Origin of the sequence: Enterococcus sp. DIV0170, from assembly GCF_051710765.1 — a bacterium.
GTDB lineage: Bacteria > Bacillota > Bacilli > Lactobacillales > Enterococcaceae > Enterococcus_A > Enterococcus_A raffinosus.
This window is the reverse complement of record NZ_JBIOLG010000002.1, coordinates 192,600-210,765: the sequence shown is the minus strand read 5'-3', so window position 1 is coordinate 210,765 and position 18,166 is coordinate 192,600. Positions and strand designations below refer to the sequence as shown.

20 protein-coding genes are annotated in these 18,166 nt (G+C 40.6%); 8 read left to right on the top strand and 12 right to left on the bottom strand.

Features of this window, described 5'->3' with window-relative positions; all coding sequences use genetic code 11:
* Nucleotides 1-29: 29 nt before the first annotated feature.
* The gene (locus IGI50_RS16675; RefSeq protein WP_438777741.1) at nt 30-1,787 is read left to right on the top strand and encodes an ABC transporter permease subunit; all 1,758 of its coding nucleotides are present in this window, start codon (nt 30-32) and stop codon (nt 1,785-1,787) included.
* A 79-nt stretch (nt 1,788-1,866) separates the two neighbouring features.
* Nucleotides 1,867-2,646 (top strand): ABC transporter ATP-binding protein, encoded by a 780-nt coding sequence (locus IGI50_RS16670; RefSeq protein WP_338289522.1) that lies wholly within the window; start codon nt 1,867-1,869, stop codon nt 2,644-2,646.
* Nucleotides 2,647-2,720: 74 nt separating this feature from the next.
* On the opposite strand, the gene IGI50_RS16665 is transcribed toward IGI50_RS16670, so the two are convergent.
* The 4 genes from IGI50_RS16665 to IGI50_RS16650 form a co-directional block, all read right to left on the bottom strand.
* On the bottom strand, nt 2,721-5,279 hold the full coding sequence (locus IGI50_RS16665; RefSeq protein ID WP_438777740.1) for an ABC transporter permease: 2,559 nt from the start codon (nt 5,277-5,279) through the stop codon (nt 2,721-2,723).
* Nucleotides 5,280-5,281: 2 nt separating this feature from the next.
* On the bottom strand, nt 5,282-5,962 hold the full coding sequence (locus tag IGI50_RS16660) for an ABC transporter ATP-binding protein (protein ID WP_438777739.1): 681 nt from the start codon (nt 5,960-5,962) through the stop codon (nt 5,282-5,284).
* Nucleotides 5,963-6,046: 84 nt separating this feature from the next.
* The gene (locus tag IGI50_RS16655) at nt 6,047-7,036 is read right to left on the bottom strand and encodes a sensor histidine kinase (protein ID WP_438777738.1); all 990 of its coding nucleotides are present in this window, start codon (nt 7,034-7,036) and stop codon (nt 6,047-6,049) included.
* Nucleotides 7,029-7,709 (bottom strand): response regulator transcription factor, encoded by a 681-nt coding sequence (locus IGI50_RS16650; protein ID WP_438777737.1) that lies wholly within the window; start codon nt 7,707-7,709, stop codon nt 7,029-7,031. Before IGI50_RS16650 ends, IGI50_RS16655 begins: the two co-directional genes overlap by 8 nt.
* 116 nt (nt 7,710-7,825) lie before the next feature.
* Between IGI50_RS16650 and IGI50_RS16645 the strand changes: the two genes are divergently transcribed.
* Nucleotides 7,826-8,014: a DUF6713 family protein gene (locus tag IGI50_RS16645; RefSeq protein ID WP_438777736.1), complete on the top strand. Its 189-nt coding sequence runs from the start codon at nt 7,826-7,828 to the stop codon at nt 8,012-8,014.
* A 125-nt stretch (nt 8,015-8,139) separates the two neighbouring features.
* Here IGI50_RS16645 and sstT read toward each other — a convergent pair whose 3' ends face one another.
* Nucleotides 8,140-9,375 carry a serine/threonine transporter SstT gene (gene sstT, locus IGI50_RS16640; protein WP_438777735.1) on the bottom strand — a complete coding sequence of 412 codons (1,236 nt, stop codon included), beginning with the start codon at nt 9,373-9,375 and terminating at the stop codon, nt 8,140-8,142.
* Between the two features lie 458 nt (nt 9,376-9,833).
* Between sstT and IGI50_RS16635 the strand changes: the two genes are divergently transcribed.
* From IGI50_RS16635 to IGI50_RS16615, 5 genes are all read left to right on the top strand, one after another.
* Nucleotides 9,834-10,148 (top strand): PadR family transcriptional regulator, encoded by a 315-nt coding sequence (locus tag IGI50_RS16635; RefSeq protein WP_010743767.1) that lies wholly within the window; start codon nt 9,834-9,836, stop codon nt 10,146-10,148.
* Complete coding sequence (locus tag IGI50_RS16630; protein ID WP_028020847.1) at nt 10,145-10,729, top strand: DUF1700 domain-containing protein; 585 nt, start codon at nt 10,145-10,147, stop codon at nt 10,727-10,729. The genes IGI50_RS16635 and IGI50_RS16630 overlap by 4 nt, the downstream gene beginning before the upstream one ends.
* Complete coding sequence (locus IGI50_RS16625) at nt 10,726-10,893, top strand: hypothetical protein (protein WP_438777734.1); 168 nt, start codon at nt 10,726-10,728, stop codon at nt 10,891-10,893. Before IGI50_RS16630 ends, IGI50_RS16625 begins: the two co-directional genes overlap by 4 nt.
* A 164-nt stretch (nt 10,894-11,057) precedes the next feature.
* On the top strand, nt 11,058-11,597 hold the full coding sequence (locus tag IGI50_RS16620) for a GNAT family N-acetyltransferase (protein ID WP_438777733.1): 540 nt from the start codon (nt 11,058-11,060) through the stop codon (nt 11,595-11,597).
* A gap of 64 nt (nt 11,598-11,661) precedes the next feature.
* Nucleotides 11,662-12,294, top strand: coding sequence for a pentapeptide repeat-containing protein (locus IGI50_RS16615; protein WP_438777732.1), 633 nt, complete (start codon nt 11,662-11,664; stop codon nt 12,292-12,294).
* A gap of 61 nt (nt 12,295-12,355) precedes the next feature.
* Here IGI50_RS16615 and IGI50_RS16610 read toward each other — a convergent pair whose 3' ends face one another.
* From IGI50_RS16610 to IGI50_RS16580, 7 genes are all read right to left on the bottom strand, one after another.
* A complete protein-coding gene (locus IGI50_RS16610; RefSeq protein WP_438777731.1) occupies nt 12,356-12,967 on the bottom strand; it encodes a hypothetical protein in 612 nt (203 codons plus the stop codon).
* Nucleotides 12,968-13,206: 239 nt separating this feature from the next.
* Entirely contained in the window at nt 13,207-13,632 is a 426-nt protein-coding gene (gene spx / locus IGI50_RS16605; protein ID WP_028020649.1) for a transcriptional regulator Spx, read from the bottom strand.
* A gap of 517 nt (nt 13,633-14,149) precedes the next feature.
* On the bottom strand, nt 14,150-15,016 hold the full coding sequence (locus IGI50_RS16600) for an ROK family protein (protein ID WP_338289495.1): 867 nt from the start codon (nt 15,014-15,016) through the stop codon (nt 14,150-14,152).
* 188 nt (nt 15,017-15,204) lie between these two features.
* The gene (locus IGI50_RS16595; protein ID WP_028020651.1) at nt 15,205-15,516 is read right to left on the bottom strand and encodes a PTS lactose/cellobiose transporter subunit IIA; all 312 of its coding nucleotides are present in this window, start codon (nt 15,514-15,516) and stop codon (nt 15,205-15,207) included.
* Between the two features lie 13 nt (nt 15,517-15,529).
* Nucleotides 15,530-15,844 carry a PTS sugar transporter subunit IIB gene (locus IGI50_RS16590; RefSeq protein WP_028020652.1) on the bottom strand — a complete coding sequence of 105 codons (315 nt, stop codon included), beginning with the start codon at nt 15,842-15,844 and terminating at the stop codon, nt 15,530-15,532.
* Between the two features lie 5 nt (nt 15,845-15,849).
* Nucleotides 15,850-17,286: a glycoside hydrolase family 1 protein gene (locus IGI50_RS16585; protein WP_438777730.1), complete on the bottom strand. Its 1,437-nt coding sequence runs from the start codon at nt 17,284-17,286 to the stop codon at nt 15,850-15,852.
* Nucleotides 17,287-17,289: 3 nt separating this feature from the next.
* Nucleotides 17,290-18,156, bottom strand: coding sequence for an ROK family protein (locus IGI50_RS16580; RefSeq protein ID WP_438777729.1), 867 nt, complete (start codon nt 18,154-18,156; stop codon nt 17,290-17,292).
* Between the last annotated feature and the right edge of the window lie 10 nt (nt 18,157-18,166).

Genomic DNA, 18,166 nt, shown 5'->3' with positions numbered 1-18,166 from the left:
TAATATGATTATTTAGGAGGTTTTTTACATTGAAAGTTTTACACGCTCCATCTCAAAAGAATACCACGCTAAAGAAAAGCATTGGAAATCTGACATTTGTGATAATCTTAGCGTTATTCGCATTTATTTTGGTCTTTTCCTTAATAAAAATGAATCGACCGCTAGATTCTCTACCCTCAGAAGAGGTTTTATCGACCCCTAGTAAAACACACGATTTCTTAGCCATCTCAAACCTGCTCTATTTTTCCATTCGAACGATGTTTCGAATGATCATCGGGATGATTTGGTCATTTCTTTTCTCCTTTGTGTTCGGTGTTCTAGCGGTAAGATATAAAACCGCTAGACGGATTATTTTACCGATGGTCAATTTTTTAGAGTCCGTTCCACTACTTGGCTTCTTGACTTTCACCACCGCTTGGTTGCTAGGGCTTTTCCCTGGAAATGTCTTAGGTGCCGAATGTGTGGCGATCTTCGCGATCTTTACCGGACAAGCTTGGAACATCATGTTGACCCTTTACCAAATCATGGAGGTCATTCCTTCTGATTTATCGAATGTCACAGATCAGTTCAAATACAACCCTTGGGAAAAATTTTGGCGATTAGAATTTGTCTACGCGATTCCAGGATTGCTGTGGAACGTGATTATCTCCCAAACGGCGGCTTGGTTCGCCTTGGTGGCCAGTGAACAAGCTTCTGTTGCTCTTCCGAAAGACACGACACTTTTTTTGCCGGGAATTGGCTCCTATATTCAAATCGCGTTGGACCGTGCTGATTTTAAAGCATGCTTGTGGGCTGGCTTAGCCTTACTGCTGAATGTTATCATTCTGAACTTTCTAGTTTTTCAACCATTGGTTCGCGCAACCTATTACTTTAAGTATGAGACAGATGTTGAAAGTACTATCCCGCCAAGATCTATTATTTATCGTTTGCTCAAAGAGGCCACATTGACGCACTATTGTTCTCATATTTTTTCACTATTTAGTCAATTTTGGATCTATCAACTACCGAAAATTTGGTATTTTTTGAAGCTTGATCGACTCTATAAACGAATCGCTAAACTGCGGAATTTCTTTAAAACCTTGTGGTATATCGGGCTGGGGGTCTTAATCATTGTCTGCTCTATCAAGCTGTATCATTTTTTGCCTCATCAGGATTTCGGAATGATTCCACGTTTAACACTTTACACCACCTTACGTGTAACCTTAGCAATGATTGTAGCTGGACTGATTTTTACCCCTCTGGCTATTTGGGTAGCTAGTGACAATCGTCGGTTAAATATCGTGCAACCTATTGGGCAAATTTTAGGTTCGATTCCTTCTAATGTTTATACGCCCTTTATTGTTATCTTTATAAGCATGGGGTTTGATAAATTGGAATGGTGGATTCTGCCTTTGATAATGGTCGGGTGTCAATGGTATTACTTCTTTAACGTGATTGCTGGATACTTAGCAATTCCAGATGATATTCGAGACGTGACAAAAATTTTCAAATTATCGAAATGGCATTGGTGGGTGAAATATCTCATCCCCTCGATCTTACCTTACATTATCACCGCGATTATTAATGCTGCCGGCGCTGCTTGGAACGCAGATATTGCTGCTGAAAGTATTCAATGGGGGAAAAAATCTATCAATGTGACTGGGTTGGGCCAATACATTTCGGTGAACGACGGTATCAAGGACAAATCGGCTCTAGGTACATTGGCAATGTGCTTTGTGGTAGGGCTTTGTATCGCCTTTGTTTGGCAACCTTTGTATCGTGTCGCAAAAGAAAAATTTCATTACTGATGCGTACAAGTATGCATAAAAGTTTAATCGGAAGGAGAAGTATACTGGGACTGGATTTTCCAGTATACGAAATAAAAGCATGGAAAATATTGAATTATTAAACGTAAAATCCGTTTGCAAAGAATTTGAAATTGAAGGACATAAAGAGCATTTAAAGGTTTTAGAAAATATTGATTTGACTGTTAAAACCAACGAATTTGTGAGTATCATTGGACAATCAGGGACTGGAAAGTCCACTCTATTGAGAAGCATTGCCGGACTGCTCCAACCAACGAAGGGCGAAATCACCTTTGAAAATAAAATACTCACTGAGCCAGATGCCAACATCAGTATGGTATTCCAGCATTTCGCACTTTTTCCTTGGTTAACCGTAGAGAAAAATATCAGCTTTGGGCTAGAGAATCGCGAGGAACTATCACGGGAACAAATCAAAAAACGCGTGGGTAATCTGATTGAAATGATCGGGCTAGAGGGCTTTGAAAAGGCCTACCCTCGCGAGCTCTCCGGCGGTATGAAGCAACGAGTGGGCTTTGCTCGAGCATTGGCGATCGAGCCTAGCCTCTTATTGCTGGATGAACCCTTCTCCGCTTTGGACATTATTACCGCTAGTCAACTATCCAATGACCTACTAGCCATCTGGCTCGGCAACCAAATTGCTACGAAGTCCATCGTTATGATTACTCATGATGTTCAGCAGGCTGTACAGCTTTCTGATCGCGTCGTTTTGATGGATGCAAATCCCGGTCGTGTAGCAAAAATTTACCCAATCGATGTCCCTAGAAATCAACGCACTCCAAAAACTATTATCAATATCGTTGAGCAAATTACTCAAGAAATGATTCGGCGGATGCAAGCATAAACTCCCTAAATTTACTATCTGACCATTGCATCCTCAAAAAAAATCAGGTGTATTATCCACACCTGATTTTTTATTTAAGCCAAATCTCCCCGCAAAACATCAATGATATTTTCCTTTTTAATTTTCCCTACAGCATAGAACATCGTGATCGCTACAATAAGAAGTACGCCCAGCATACTGATCAATAGGCTGCTCCACGGAAATTGATAAGCAATCTCCGCTCCACCTCTTACCATTCCTTGGTAAATGAGCCAAGAGAAGAGCCCTGCGATTGGAATTCCCCATAATAATGAACGGAAGCCATAGAATAAACATTCATAAACCATCATTTTATTAAACTCATAATCAGTCATTCCTATCGAACGCAACATTGCCAACTCACGCCGCCGCAACTTAATGTTGGTAGAGATCGTATTGAAGACATTCGCAAGTGCGATCAATGCGATCATCCCAACAAAAACGTAGCTGAAAAGGTTCACTACAAAGAGAATATTGCGATTCTGATCAAATATTTCATGTACATTGTAGAGCTCGTAAGGTATAGAAACTCCTTCTTCTTGAAGGATGTTCTTCATGTCAGCAGTTGAACGGGCTGCGTCTTTTGAAAGAAAGGTCAGACCACTAACTTGATCGATCCTTTCCGGTGAAAAGCGTGTTTTCAGCTGATACGGTGCGACGAGCATAAACACATAGGAGTGCTTTTCATTAGTCTGTCGTGGCAAAGTATCTAATGGATAGGTGTCGGCGAATTGTACATTGATAACCTGCTGTTGATTTGTATCCGTTCTTCCTCCAATTTTCGGTGCAATTCTAAGTGTCATTCGATCTTTTGGAAAAAGATCAACCAACTGTTCTTTCTCATGAGATAATTTCATCCGCTGTTTCGCGACAGCGATCACTCTAGCATTGTCACCAGTAAAATCTTTCACAGGAAGCTCAAGACTCTTGATAAAATTCACGTATTCCTTGTCTTCAATAAATTGGATATCTGCCTGAAATGTTGTTGTTTTGGTCGCGTCTATCTTCTCCAATTCGCGATAATGCTGAGAAAGTGTCTTATTTTCTATTTGGCTAGTGTACTGCAGAATGGATTGATAAGAGCTGCTAGTGATTCCTTCAACCTTTTGAAATTTTTCATACAATCGAAACAGCTCTTGCTCCTTCATCTCAGCACTAGAAAAGACGATGTCGTAATCTGAGTCAACCACCATCTGCTTGGCTGATTGCTGCAGGCCATTACCAAAAGCCTGAGCTGAAACGAAAAGAACTACACTAAAAGCCAGTGATAAAATAATCGATCGATAGCGCTTCTTATTGCGTTTGAAATTCTTAAAAGCCAGTAGCCCTTCCAGACCATAAAGCTTTTCTGAAAGCTTCGTGGTTTTAACATCCTTTGTTGAAATCTTTACTTCATTAGTTTGGCGGATATTCTCCATTATCGGTGTATTCGCCGCTTTTTTCGCGGGAAGATACGCCGATATCAAAATAGTGAGCAAGCTGACTCCAGCCGCTACCAACAATATTGGCAATGAGACGGATAAAGCTAATGGCACATCGGCATAAAGAACATTTCTGAAATTTTTGGCAACAAGCGCGATCACTAAAGAAAGACTGCCAAGTCCTAATAGAATGCCTAAGGGAATTCCTATTGTACCGATACAAATCCCTTCAAATAAAACCGAATTTCGCAGCTGTTTAGGTGTCGCCCCTACCGATGACAGGATACCAAATTGTTGTGTCCGCTCATTCAAAGAAATCGTAAAGGCATTGTAAATCAGAAAAATAGATCCCAGCATGATCAAAACAACTAATATCGCACCGATAGAATACAGCAATAAATTAAACAGTCGATCATTAGAAGCACCAGTAAAACGCAGCACTTCTTCATTGAAAGTATAGGATCGCTTTTTTCCAACAGCAGTGGCATACGCCTGAGCCTTCCGTGGCTTTTTGAGCGTCACAAAGGCACTAACACTCTCCTGAGGCCCTATCTTATCTTCACAAGTAATCAATGTATATCCTGGCGCATGCTGGCTTTCGAACCCCGGTCGCTCGCAAATACCCACAATTTTATAGCTTTTTTCGGCAGCTTTTTTCAATCCTTCTTGTTTCTTGTACGCATCCTGCTGATTAAGACGTCTGCCATCAGCCAAGCGCTCACCGACCGTTAACGCCAAAGTTTCCCCGACTGTATATTTTACACCACCATTGGCTGCCACGTGAGCGGGTACTACTACTTCTTGACTATTTTTCGGCAATCTGCCAGCGATGAGTTTAACTGGTAGTGTGTCAAAGGTCTGTTGATTGAAGCCAGCCACAAATAGATAGGGCTTATTGGGATTTTTCCCTCCCTCAAGCTGACCATAACCAATATTTGTATACGTCGTTGTTTTTAGAACATTCTTATCCTGAGTTTGCTTTTTAACGAAAGCAGCATTAGTATCCAAAAATGCCACCTGCCAATCGCCGTATTTCTGCTCAGCTCCCTTCACCATATACTGTTGAAGCGAAATGGCGAAACTGGCAACCGCGGTAATCATCGCCGCAGATAGGATGACTCCTAGAATCGTGACCAAGGTGCGCGTGCGGTTTTTTCTCATATTTTGCAGGGTAACTTTATGAAAGATGTTCATACTCAGATCATCCTTTCATCTCGTATTACACGACCATCAGAAACACCGATGATTCGATCCGCCTGTAAGGCAATCTCCTCATCATGAGTAACAACAATCAACGTCTGACCATACCTACGGTTACTCATTTTCAGCAGATGGATAATTTCATGACCATTTTTACTATCCAAACTGCCGGTTGGCTCGTCTGCTAGTAAAACAGCGGGGGCATTCATCAACGCTCGACCAACGGATACACGCTGCTGCTGTCCGCCAGATAGTTGATTCGGTAAATGGCTCTTCCGTTGACTTAGTCCCAAGAGCGCCAATAATTCAGTGAGCCGCTCTTGATTAACCTTCCGTCTGTCCATCAACACTGGCAACGTGATATTTTCCACCACATTCAGTGTCGGAATCAGGTTGTGAAATTGATAGATCAATCCAACCTGACGGCGACGAAAAAGCGCTAATTTATCATTGTTTTGTGCATACACATCTTGTCCATCTAACCAAACTTTTCCGCTAGTAGGTACATCCACCCCGCCAATCATATGCAGCAACGTTGATTTTCCAGAGCCGGATGCCCCGATGATTGCGACAAATTCTCCCTTTTCAATCGTTAAAGATACATCATCCAGTGCCACAACCTTGTTCTCATCTTTTCCATAGACTTTGCAAAGGTGTTCGATTTTTAACAGCTCCATTTTTATGAGCCCCCCTTCCTCATGGTTCTTCTCTATCATAGAAGCCACACCTTTCAGCTCGGTGACTTCTAGGTGAGAGATTCGTCACTTTGGAAAACGGATGATGAATATCGCCCCGCCAGCAGGATGATTTTTGGCCGTAATTGTCCCTCCCTGACGCTTGATAATCGATTGGCTGAGGGACATGCCGATGCCAAAGCCTGTTTGGCTGCCGGTTTCACCGCGATAAAAGCGGTCAAATAAGTGATGCAAATCTGCTGTCTCAAATCCCTTGCCACTATCATGGATCGTGATCGCACAAAATAACGGATTGTCCTCTGCGTTGATAATGATTGTCCCTTGTTCCCCGATACTTTCGATACAGTTCTTCAAGATGTTTTGAAGCGCTTCAGATAGCCAATTGGCATCACCTTGGATCGTTAAAGTTGTAGGAATCTGCTTTTCTATCTGAATCTCATGCAACTCTAAGCTCACTAAAAAAGGACGCAAAGCCTCCTCGATCAGCTTAGAAACCGAAATTTGTTCATTTTGAAACGCTACTACATCCGCATCCAAGCGAGATAATTTCAGTAAAGCGGTGATTAGCTTGTCCATTCGCAAAAGCAAAGCTTCAATTTCACGAAGCGTCATTTTTCGCTCTTTTTCACTGGTTGTTTCACCCGCCAAGGACAAGAGTAGATTGACCGAAGTCAGCGGCGTCCGCAGTTGATGGGCGATGTCTGCTAAAGAATCTGCCAAGTTTTCCTTTTCCCTTTGCAACGCCGCGTTCTGTTCTCGAATCCGCAAAGTCATTTTGGCAATCTCACTTTGTAGGATCGACAGCTCTCCTTCGTCCAGCTCTTCGATGAACAAACGGTCTTCATTGTGTAAAACCAGATCAATCTGATCAGCGATTTGAGCAATCTGTCGGTATCTAGCTTGGGTAAAAAAACAAAACAAACCGCCAAAGATTACCGCCGCAACCATTGCAAGTAAGCCCGCAGCGGTGTTTTGACTAAATCCAACAATAGCCAGAATGAGCGTGACTAGCAGAAATACGAACGTAACCTTACGGAACTCTCGGTTTCTAACCATTACTACCTCCTAATCGATAGCCCATGCCGCGAACCGTTAGAATAATCGTTGGCTTAGTGGGAGCTTCTTCGATTTTCTCCCGGAGACGTTTGATATAAACAGTCAACGTATTGTCATTGACAAATTCCCCCGCCGCATCCCAAAGCTCGTCTAATAAACGTTCCCGGGTGATAATAATCTTTGGATTATTTACAAAAACGAGCAGTAGGCGATACTCCAAAGCAGACAAAAAGACCTCGCTGCCATTCTTTCGCACAATGCCACTAGTACTGTCGACAAAAAGTCCGTTAAATTCAAAGGTTGCTGGTGTCTGTCCGCTTTTTCGCAAGGCATTATTAATCCGCGCCAACAACTCCCGTGGTCGAAAGGGCTTCGTGATGTAATCCTCCGCCCCCATGTTCAGACCAGTAACAACACTAGATTCATCACCTGAAGCGGTCAAAAAAATGACTGGAATCTCCTGCTCCGCTTTAATCTCTGTACAAACCGTAAACCCGTTGCCATCAGGTAAAGAAATATCAACGAGCGCCAGATCAAATTTAGTTTTCGACAAAGTTTTCAAAGCCTCACTTTTACTTCCGGCATGGGTAACTAAAAAACCCTCAGATCCAAGTAAGATCTTCAGATTTTTTGCGATGGCTTGGTCATCTTCCACTAAGAATATATGTATCATCGGACAAACTCCTCTACTAATCTGCTATTTTATTTATTTTACCATCAAACAAATAATTCTGTTGGTCCCTCATTCAAATTCCTGTCTCATACTCTAGAATTAAAGTAAGAGAGAGCATGGAGATTTTTCTCACTCTACTTTTTGCTATCGAACTGGCGTTAGTGATGATCCATGAAATAGGCGCCATTCGCTGTAAAGAATGGCGTCTGTTTATTGGATTGAAAGCTCTACCCGAAGAAACCGCCTATTGCGTCTTTACACTACCGCATATTTTTTATACTGTCGGAATCGTTTTTCTACTATAGAAAAAACCTTACTAAATGCAAGATACATTTAGTAAGGTTTTTAGCTTGTTCTTAAAACTTTTTTCGTTTTAATTTAGAACTGATGATCTATTACTGACCTCTCTACTAAAACAATAAGTTGTCGTTTATTTATCCGACAACCGTTCTTTTAAATCGACTTTTTCTCCCCGTTTACGCAGATCTGAGAATTCACCGATCGCAGTAAAAAATAAATCATTTGAGGAGTTAACGGCGGTCTCAACAGAATCCTGAATCACACCAATAATGAAACCAACACCCACAACTTGCATAGCAATATCATTAGATATGCCAAAAAGACTACAAGCTAACGGAATCAATAATAGCGAACCTCCAGCAATCCCTGATGCACCGCAAGCAGCCAAAGCTGATAATACACATAACATTAAAGTCAGACTAAAAGGGACATCAATTCCTAAAGTATGAACCGTCGCTAAAGTCATTATCGAGATGGTAATCGCAGCTCCCCCCATATTGATGGTTGCACCTAATGGCAACGAAATTGAGTAGGATTCTTTAGTTAACCCTAAACGCTTTGCCAACATCATGTTGATTGGAATATTCGCTGCAGAACTGCGAGTGAAAAATGCCGGAATCGCACTTTCTTTTAGGCAGAACCAAACAAGAGGATACGGATTTTGCCTAATCAGCACAAAAGCAACTAAAGGATATACAACCAAATCCACAACCAGCATGGCCCCTACCAATAGAAACAGGAGACGGCCATATTGTGTTAATCCAGCTAGTCCCGTTGAAGCCACCGAATCAAAGACTAGTCCAGCAATACCAAAGGGCGCCATCGCGATGACTAACTGAACAACGCCAGTGATTGCTTGAGAGAATTCGTCAATAACTTCTTTTACCGAATTTTTTCGTGTTCGCAATGCAAACCCAATTAAAGCTGCCCAAAATAAAACCCCTAAGTAATTTCCATCGATCATGGCCTGTAACGGATTTTGAACAATATTATTCAAAATTGTCGTCAATACATCGATCAGGGCTTTGGGTGCCTCTTGAGAACCAGAGACTTCCTGTAAAGAAATAGTCAAAGGAAAAATATAACTAGCCAATACGGCAACTGTTGCTGCTAATAAAGTAGTAAATAAGTACAAAGAAATGATGGGCTTAATAAAAGTTTGAGTGTTTGCTTGATGTTTTGATACCGAAGACATGATTAATACAAATACTAATAACGGTGCAATCCCTTTCAACGCCCCGACAAACAAACTACCTAGTATTGCAATGAAGCTCCATTGAGGTAGAAAAATCCCTAATACTGCCCCCACGACAATCCCAATGACAATTCGCTTGATTAACGAAAGTTGTTTAAAAAATTCTAACAAAACAAGTGTCCTCTTTTCCATTTTTAATTATCATACTAGCATATGATAATTAAATTCTAATTGAATAGGCAGATGTTTACAACCTAGAATATAGCTATTTTCTAATTACTATCATTCTTAGAATGGAGATAATCTATGAAAAAATTTATTAAAACTAAAAAGCTCGGTTATATGTTGCTACAAGTGTTTTAATAACCGAATTTTGCATCACCGAAATCTTTTTCCTTCTATATTACATAAACAATCCAATCTTTTTTCGATATCAATGATTTTCATGTACGGCGCTTGCTTGATCTTCTTCTTTTTCAGTATCCTCTTTATCATCAATGTCATGGGGATAATCGCTAAGGAGCATTTGATGTGGCTAATTTTTTTTAATAATCGGAAAATACGCCTTAAGTCCTATAGTCCCTCTATACTATGTAATGTATAGTATAACGTATAAAGAGGTGTTGCTGATGGATAGTCAATTGAAAAAAGGGTTGATTGAGTATTGTGTGTTGGCCTCGTTAGTGGAGATCGATTCCTATGGCTATCAAATCGTCAAAGAAATCCATCCCCATCTTGAAATTACTGAGTCAACACTGTACCCGATCTTAAAAAGACTGGAGACCAATAAAAAAGTCTCCACCTACTCCAAAGTCCATAATGGGCGTTTGCGAAAGTACTATCATCTGACAGATTTAGGTGTTGCCAGTATTCAGAAATTTTTAAAGGAATGGAACGATGTAGAAGCCGTTCACAATTTTATTAAAAGGAGTGTTGAAGAATGAATCGAGTAGAGTTTATTAAGGAACTAAGCAATCATTTAGCTTACGAAGTCAGACCTAGCGAAGTCCATCGCTTGATTGAATATTACGATGAAATGATTCTGGATTTAATGGAGGACGGGTACTCTGAACGGGCCGCTGTCAAGAAATTAGGCGATCCAAAACAGTTGGCCTATGAAGCTGCAGGTATCCCAACAGAGGTGAAGGTACCTCGTCGTTTCAGTTGGCTATGGATCACACTTTTAATCTTAGGCTTTCCTTTATGGGGCAGTTTGGCACTAGCGGCCTTTCTGGTATTGTTGAGTATTGACATCGTGATCTGGTGTATCCCTTTTACAGGCGCTTGTCTAGCTGCCGGAACGATCATTGGCGGCGTAGCTGCGGCCTTCACAAGTCCTTTTGTTCTATTTGATTCATTCTTTATGGGGGTTACACAGCTTGGTGCAGGCATGTTCTTATTCGGCTTCGGTCTTTTATGTATGTGGCTGACGTATAAATTCAGCGCGGTCTTCATGAATATGCACCGCAGCTTGATGGGAATTATTCGTCGCAATATTTTCCAACGAAAGGTGGTCCAAGTATGAAATCCAAACTTCTTTTACCAAAGCTCGCGACCTATTTGATCGGTGCCGGGGTGATTCTGATGATGCTGGGCTATGCCTTGTCTGGTTTTTCAACGAACCGCTATCATATGTATCAGGACGAGCGGCATTGGTACAATGTTGTCGGCTTCTATATCGATGATTAACAAAGAACGAATTCTCTTCTTTCAGATAAAGAGGATTCGTTCTTTTTATTTGTTCTCTATCCTTCAAATCCAAATGAAGAAACTCTTTTATGCGTATAAAAGAACTACTTCTCTCAACAGAACCGTGCTAAACTAGCAGCAAGATAAAAAAAGAGGTGAATCCCATGGAAAAGATCTCACTTATTCCACCCCAAAAGAACCATGAAGCGGCAGTTCTAGAGTATATGCAGGAGCATTTCTCTTTAGGAGAAGATTCCTTACATGGCTCTTCCTTGCTGATAGAAATGGAAAGTTACAGCGATTGGCTGACCCATTTGATCAAGCAATCCAGCAAAACAACTGTAACGCCTGATTGGGTTGTTGCTACTACATTGCTGGCAGTACGGGAAAAGGATCAGAAAATCATCGGTACCATTGATATTCGGCATGAGCTGAATGAATTTTTACGGGAGTTTGGCGGACATATCGGCTTTGGCGTGCGACCTACTGAACGTGGAAACGGCTATGCTACGGAGATGCTGCGTTTAGGTTTAGAGTATTGTAAAATGCTGGGACTTGAAAAGGTCATGGTCGCCTGCTATGAAGAGAATGTTCCATCTGCTCGAACGATCCAAAAAAATGGTGGGGTTTTGGAAAAAACGTTTGTCCATGAGGATGGCCAGATAGTTCAGATTTATTGGATTGATTTAACAGATAAAAGATAGTTTCACGCCTGCTAGGATGCTAAAATAGTGATGAGAAGACTTCTGAGAAAGGATGCGATGTAAAATGACTGCCATCTTAAAAAATCATGATTATTCCTTTCGTCAGCTGCAGCAGGCAAATTTTCATGATATGACCTTTGAACGTGTGAATTTTTCAAATGCAGATTTAACTGGGGCGAATTTAAGCAACTGTCTATGTATTGATTGTAATTTTTCAGAGGCAATATTACGTGACGCTTCTTTGCAGGGAACCGACTTTCAGGGATGCAGCCTGGAAGGAGCAGATATTTCGGGGGCGAATTTATTTTTCGCAATGCTGGAGCTCGCGGACTTGACGGGCATTATCCATGACGACCGAACCCAATTTTTTGATCTTTACTGTCCTGCCGAAGGGCCCTTTATCGGTTATAAAAAATGCTTTGATTACCGGATCGTACAATTATTGATCCCAGCAGATGCCCGCAGAACCTCTGCGACGAATACCTGCTGCCGCTGTGATAAGGCGAAGGTTTTGACCATCAAGGATATGTACACCAATGAGGATTACGACGAAGCCGTTTCATACGTGGATGGGGATTTTGTGTACCGTGTAGGTGAATACGTTGTTGCGGAAAATTTCAATCCCAATCGCTGGGCAGACTCCACTGGCGGCATTCACTTTTGGCTGACGCGTAAAGAGGCTGAGGGATATATGTAACAAAAGCCCTGTATACTCCACTGTCTGAACTGGAGTGTACAGGGCTTTTAATTCAAAAAATTTAGGAATTTTTTTTCTGAGATTTCTTTTTTTCTTCAAAAAAATCCAATGTCATGCCTTTAAGGTCTGTTAACCGCAGAATTTCCTTGAAGGATTCATAATCTTCATAAAGCTTTTTTTTCTTTTCATCCCGTTCATAGGTAGTCACGATACCTGATATGACTGGCGCATTGAACATCTTCGCAGCAATTGTACGGTGGGCGCCATTTTTTTGCAGAATATAGCAATCATCTTCTTTATAATAATTGAAACAAATAGGTCTATTCCCGTCAAGATTCTGCTTTCTAGCATAAGAGGTGTTTTGGCAATCAAGTCCGTATTTCTTCAACGATACTAGATGAGCCTTGAACGCTGCTTTGTCTTTTCCATCATTTGTTTTCCCCATAAAAAGATCATAAACCGACTTCCCCTCTACAGGCCATGTCGTTTGCATCGCGAGAATTTTATTCACCGGAATCTCTAAGTTAGGCTCTTCACTATTTTCAATTTCATTGTAATAATTGTCTACAGGCAACGTTTGGAAAAAAGTTCTTTTTTGTGCCTGAATATGTGCCATGCTGATTCCCGCCTGCAGCATCGTCTCGATGGCTCTTTCTTCAAAATCTGTCGTCATGATAGGCCTCCTTCAGTGTGTAACACCAATCTTCATCCTTTAGCTTGTTGATGAAACCTTGGCAGAAAAAGACACTGCACCGTCACCTTTTCTGGTGGGGATGCGGCTTAGCCGACTATTCAATCATTCGCTTTTTTGGCTGTATCTCTCCAATTGAGGGGCACAGTATTTTGATCAATCGGTTTTTACCTTCCGCTTGATTCATTCAAGCGGCTACTCTATTTCTCCAAAGCTCTCTGTTAAGCAAATTTTTGCTTTTTCATATCCATATAAAATAATGTTTCCGTCATTTTCTTCGAATAAACTTTTCGTACTTCTCGTGGAATAAATTGATGAATCTCATCTTCGTTATAACCAATCTGTAATTTCGTTTGATCGATAATAATCGGCCGTTTAAGCAACGTAGGATTCTCTTCAATAACTGCTACTAATTCATTAAACGTGAGGTCATTAAAATCAAAAGAAAACTTATTATATACTTTCGAACGTGTCGCAATGATTTCTTCCGTCCCATTTTCAGTCAACGCGAGAATTTCTTTAAGTTCTCTTTTGTTCAGTGGTTCAGCGATCATATTCCTTTCCTCAAAAGCCAGTCCTTGTTCCTCCAACCAAGCTTTTGCTTTCCTACACGAATTACAACTCGACGAGCCATATAATTTAATCATTATTAAAAACACCTTTCCTTAAATCGCTGTTTAAATATACGCTGTTATTCTACAAATATTACGATACAGGACATTTCCTCACTTGTTAATCTAATTTTTAAAAAGTGTTCTAAAAAAGTATTTTTATAGTTAAGGTAATCTATTTTTTTATAACTTAATGATTTCTTTGTTGTTCTTCATCATTCATGTGAATCTGATTAATACTTGGTTTGTTTATGCATACGCTTTTTCTACAAGCGAATTTAATAACACAAGATTTTTGCAAAAAAAGTGCACTTTGAGTCTTTATCAATTATTTCTATAGAAAGTAAAAATATGATTATCAAATAGTTATTCTCGTTATTCAGTGAATTTCTTTCTGTCCTACTTACTAGTTTAGTCAACATAGTCATGCGTTTCGCGCACGCATAAAAAGCGTGCCGATTTCCTTTTTTCAGGTATCGATCACGCTTGTCCTTAAGCAAATTATTTTACACTATTTAGTCATGTGAAAAGGAATTAATTTATCTTATTACGATCATTTGGTTGATTCCAGCATAAATTGATAAACAGCACCAATTAAATTTGCCTCGTTGAAGTATTTACATGTCATAATTTCAGCAGTTAAATCTTGAGCTTTTTTAGTATTTAACAGCTCCTTGACCTCTTTTCTAAGACGTTCGATGACACCAGGTCTTCTCGAAATACCTCCACCGATTAACAATCGTTCAACATCAATACTCACTAGCACATTAAAAGCCCCTATTGCTAATGCGCGATAAAACTGATTGACATACTTTTGGGCTAGATCCTCTTGAACCGCATCAAATAGATGGACTGCGTCATAGCTTTTCCCCGTCCCCTTTTCAAGAGAATAGTTTCTAGCTAAAGTTACGGGACTAGCCAGTTCACTGAGTGTCTGCTGCTTCTCGTTTAAAATCATAAAGCCGAACTCTCCACCGAATAAATGGGGTCCTGGAAATAATTTTTTATCTAAAACGATCGCGCCCCCTACTCCTGAGCCAATAATAAGAAAGGCACTATTGGATACCTCCGCGGCATTTCCTTTCCAAACCTCAGCTAAAGCCGCACAATTCGCATCGTTTTGAATAGAAACACGAAGGCCGAAAAGTGCCTCCAGTTCCTTTCTAATCTCAAATCGATGAATATACTCAATCGCACTCAAACCATAAATGATCCCAGTCTTTGTATCTACCGAACCAGGGGAGCTGATCGCCACGCCTGAAAACTTCCATGTAGATTTTTTTAGCTCCGAGACAAATTGCTGTTTCATGCCTTCCCATGTTTTAGGCGTGGGAAGACTCCTTTTGCCCTCTAATGTCTCGCCATTCCATTCCGCATACTTAATCGTTGAGCCGCCAATATCAATAACAAAAAGATTCATCTTTCATTCTCCTTTTAAATATGTTCGTAAAAATCTATCGTCTCCAACACACAACAGCTAAAAATGAATGGTTTGAGACAGGCTATTCATTTCGTTCTACGACTTTGAGCAAACGCTTACTATATCGATATAGTAAGAGGAACAAACCTCAAAGGTTCATCCCTCACTTTACCAACTGTTCTCTTTTGCTAACCAATTCTTTTATAGATATCAACTATCTCCTTCGCTAAATCAGTGAATGCGATGGCAGTCATCAGGTGATCTTGACTATGGACAGCTAAAAGTGTAATTGCCATGTTGTTTCCCTGAGCTTCTTGAGTCAGCAATCCTGTTTGCGCGTGATGAGCTTCTGTCAACGCCTTCTCTGCTGCCGTAATCTTCGCTTCCGACTCATTGAAATCCAGCTGTTTAGCAGCCTGTATCGCTTCAACCGCATCACTTTTGGCATTTCCTGAATGGACGATCAACCCCATAATCGCTTCCAAATTTTCTTGTTCCATTGCCTATCCCCCCTTATTGATTCATTAGTTGTTTTGCTTCTTGCAAGACCTTTTGACCATTCATCATTCCATAATCAGCCATATCAATGACCGCTACTGGAATATTTTTAGACGCAACCTTCTCCTCAAATTGTTTTAACATGAAGCGCACTTGCGGACCCAATAACAGAACATCCACATTCTTTTCAGCTAAAACACCGTTAGCTTCCGTAGCGGAAACCGCGAAAATATCTGCATCAAAATTTTCATCTTTAGCTGCCGCCTCCATCTTTGTCACCAATAAACTTGTACTCATCCCTGCCGAACAAACTAACATAATTGTTTTCATCTTTCCTAATCCTCCTGTTTAGTTAAAATTTTAATGATATCTTTTTCAAGTGCCACCTTATTAGTAGCCGCCACCGTTTTAAACCAATACCCCGATTTCTTTATGGTTTTTTTCTGTGTTCTGATATCTGTAGAAATAAAACCATAGCGGTTGCGATAAGCATTTTTCCAGGACCAGCAATCGATTGGTGTCCATAAATGATACCCGAAGCAATTAGAGCCTTCTTCCATTCCCTTATGTAGCCAATAAAGATGCTCTTGGATAAATTGAATGCGATAATCATCTTCAATCATTCCATGGCTGTTCAAATAGCGTTCCTCTCGAGAAACCCCCATGCCATTCTCTGAAACAAACCATTCAATATTGTTATAGTTGTCACGAATATTGATGGCAATATCATAAAGCGCTTTAGGATAAATTTCCCAGCCCTTATCCACATTCATCCGTCTTCCCGGCATTTCGTACTCTTCAAAATATTTTTCAGGCAGCCAATCCACTGCGAGACTGTCGGGCGAAACCTCTGGTGCCTTTACACGATGTGGATGATAAAAATTTACCCCTAAATAGTCAATCGTGTTGTTTCTTATGACAGCCAGCTCTTCGTCGCTAGTCTCCCAAAGAACACCGTCTTTTTCCAGTGTCTCAGTCAATTCCGCTGGAAATTCTCCCAAAGTCGAAGCATTCATATACAGTTGGTTGAGCCATAAATCCGCAAATTTTGCGGCTGCTAGATCAGAGTTTTTTTGCGTCGCTGGATAAGCTGGAGTTAAATTCAAAATGATCCCAATCCGTCCTGCTTTGTTCTGATTTATTTTTCTAAAACTAGCAATTGCCTTAGACGAAGCTAACTGAATATTATAGGCAACTTGAACAGCTTTTTTACCATCCACTAGATTGGGATAATGAAACTGGTGCAAGTACTCCCCTTCTACAATCACCATTGGTTCATTGAATGTAAACCAATCTGTTACCCGATCACTAAATAATTTGAAGCATTGTTCAGCGAACTTTACAAACAAATCCACAACATGCTTGGACTCCCATCCCCCATACTTATGATAGAGCTCCACTGGCAAGTCGAAATGATGCAGGTTGATTATCGGCTTGATCCCATATTTTAAGCATTCGTCGATCACGTTGTTATAGAATTGAACATTTTCTTCGTTTAACGTAGCTGTTTCGAAATCATCAATCAAGCGTGTCCACTGAATAGACGTCCGAATAGAGTTCAATCCGATCTCCTTCATTAATCGTATGTCTTTTTCATAGTCATTAAAAAAGTTAGATGCAAGATTAGGACCTACTTGATCATAAAAAGCTTCTGGTTCTGTATCATACCAATAGTCAAACATATTGGCATGTTCCTTGTTAAAGCGTCCTTCTGATTGGGGTCCTGACGTAGCGGCTCCCCACCAAAAGTTCGTTGGAAATTTGATATCCATCAATTATTCGCCTCCTAAAATTTTCTTGGCTAACGCTAATCCGCCAATCATTCCTGCCCGATTATTCAACTTGCTGGGAACAATAAACTGTTCGATGTCTTTTGTTGGTAAATACTCATTCATAAGTTGGGCATAGTACTTATGAATAAGCGGAAATAAATGTTTTTGATGCATCACGCCGCCACCCAAAACAATTCGTTCAGGAGCAAAGGACAAGGCATAATTCACACAGGATTCAGCAAGATAATACGCCACCGTATCCCAAACAGATGCCTCTTGGTTCAATTCTTCCCCATTCTTGCCCGATCTTTGATAGATCGCTGGTCCCGAAATGAGTCCCTCCAAACAATTTTCGTGGTAGGGACATACGCCCTTAAAGTGATCCCCTTTTTTTCTAGCAACAGAGATGTGCCCGATTTCAAGATGCTTCTTGCCAGGTAAGAGCTCCTTATTTAAAATTACTCCGCCGCCGACACCAGTTCCAACAGTAAGATAAACTGAATTATTAGTCCGTCTAGCCGCGCCATAACACATTTCACCGAACGCCGCAGCATTGACATCAGTCGTCCAATAAATTGGGCTTTCCAAGTCTTTTAAAGCTCCTAAGAAATCGACGTTTTTCCATGCTGTTTTGGGCGTATTGGTGATATACCCATATGTCTTTGAGTCGCGATCGACATCTATTGGGCCAAAAGACCCGACACCAATTGCATCTACCGGATGCTCCGAAAAAAATCGAATAATTTGTTCGATATTGTTTACTGGGTCACCCGTTTTGACTATCTGCTCAGCAATGATTTCGGTTACATTATTCTCTTCTGCGATCCCACAAATTATTTTTGTTCCACCTGCTTCAATTGCACCAATCATATTTTCTCTT

Coding starts and splice junctions, on each gene's coding strand:
- IGI50_RS16645 (WP_438777736.1), top strand. CDS start 7,826: ATGGAGATTTTTCTCACTCTACTTTTTGCTATCGAACTGGCGTTAGTG.
- IGI50_RS16590 (WP_028020652.1), bottom strand. CDS start 15,844: ATGAAAACAATTATGTTAGTTTGTTCGGCAGGGATGAGTACAAGTTTA.
- IGI50_RS16615 (WP_438777732.1), top strand. CDS start 11,662: ATGACTGCCATCTTAAAAAATCATGATTATTCCTTTCGTCAGCTGCAG.
- IGI50_RS16670 (WP_338289522.1), top strand. CDS start 1,867: ATGGAAAATATTGAATTATTAAACGTAAAATCCGTTTGCAAAGAATTT.
- IGI50_RS16660 (WP_438777739.1), bottom strand. CDS start 5,962: ATGGAGCTGTTAAAAATCGAACACCTTTGCAAAGTCTATGGAAAAGAT.
- IGI50_RS16585 (WP_438777730.1), bottom strand. CDS start 17,286: ATGGATATCAAATTTCCAACGAACTTTTGGTGGGGAGCCGCTACGTCA.
- IGI50_RS16665 (WP_438777740.1), bottom strand. CDS start 5,279: ATGAACATCTTTCATAAAGTTACCCTGCAAAATATGAGAAAAAACCGC.
- IGI50_RS16630 (WP_028020847.1), top strand. CDS start 10,145: ATGAATCGAGTAGAGTTTATTAAGGAACTAAGCAATCATTTAGCTTAC.
- IGI50_RS16600 (WP_338289495.1), bottom strand. CDS start 15,016: ATGAATCTTTTTGTTATTGATATTGGCGGCTCAACGATTAAGTATGCG.
- spx (WP_028020649.1), bottom strand. CDS start 13,632: ATGATTAAATTATATGGCTCGTCGAGTTGTAATTCGTGTAGGAAAGCA.
- IGI50_RS16650 (WP_438777737.1), bottom strand. CDS start 7,709: ATGATACATATATTCTTAGTGGAAGATGACCAAGCCATCGCAAAAAAT.
- IGI50_RS16625 (WP_438777734.1), top strand. CDS start 10,726: ATGAAATCCAAACTTCTTTTACCAAAGCTCGCGACCTATTTGATCGGT.
- IGI50_RS16655 (WP_438777738.1), bottom strand. CDS start 7,036: ATGGTTAGAAACCGAGAGTTCCGTAAGGTTACGTTCGTATTTCTGCTA.
- IGI50_RS16610 (WP_438777731.1), bottom strand. CDS start 12,967: ATGACGACAGATTTTGAAGAAAGAGCCATCGAGACGATGCTGCAGGCG.
- IGI50_RS16580 (WP_438777729.1), bottom strand. CDS start 18,156: ATGATTGGTGCAATTGAAGCAGGTGGAACAAAAATAATTTGTGGGATC.
- IGI50_RS16635 (WP_010743767.1), top strand. CDS start 9,834: ATGGATAGTCAATTGAAAAAAGGGTTGATTGAGTATTGTGTGTTGGCC.
- IGI50_RS16620 (WP_438777733.1), top strand. CDS start 11,058: ATGGAAAAGATCTCACTTATTCCACCCCAAAAGAACCATGAAGCGGCA.
- IGI50_RS16595 (WP_028020651.1), bottom strand. CDS start 15,516: ATGGAACAAGAAAATTTGGAAGCGATTATGGGGTTGATCGTCCATTCA.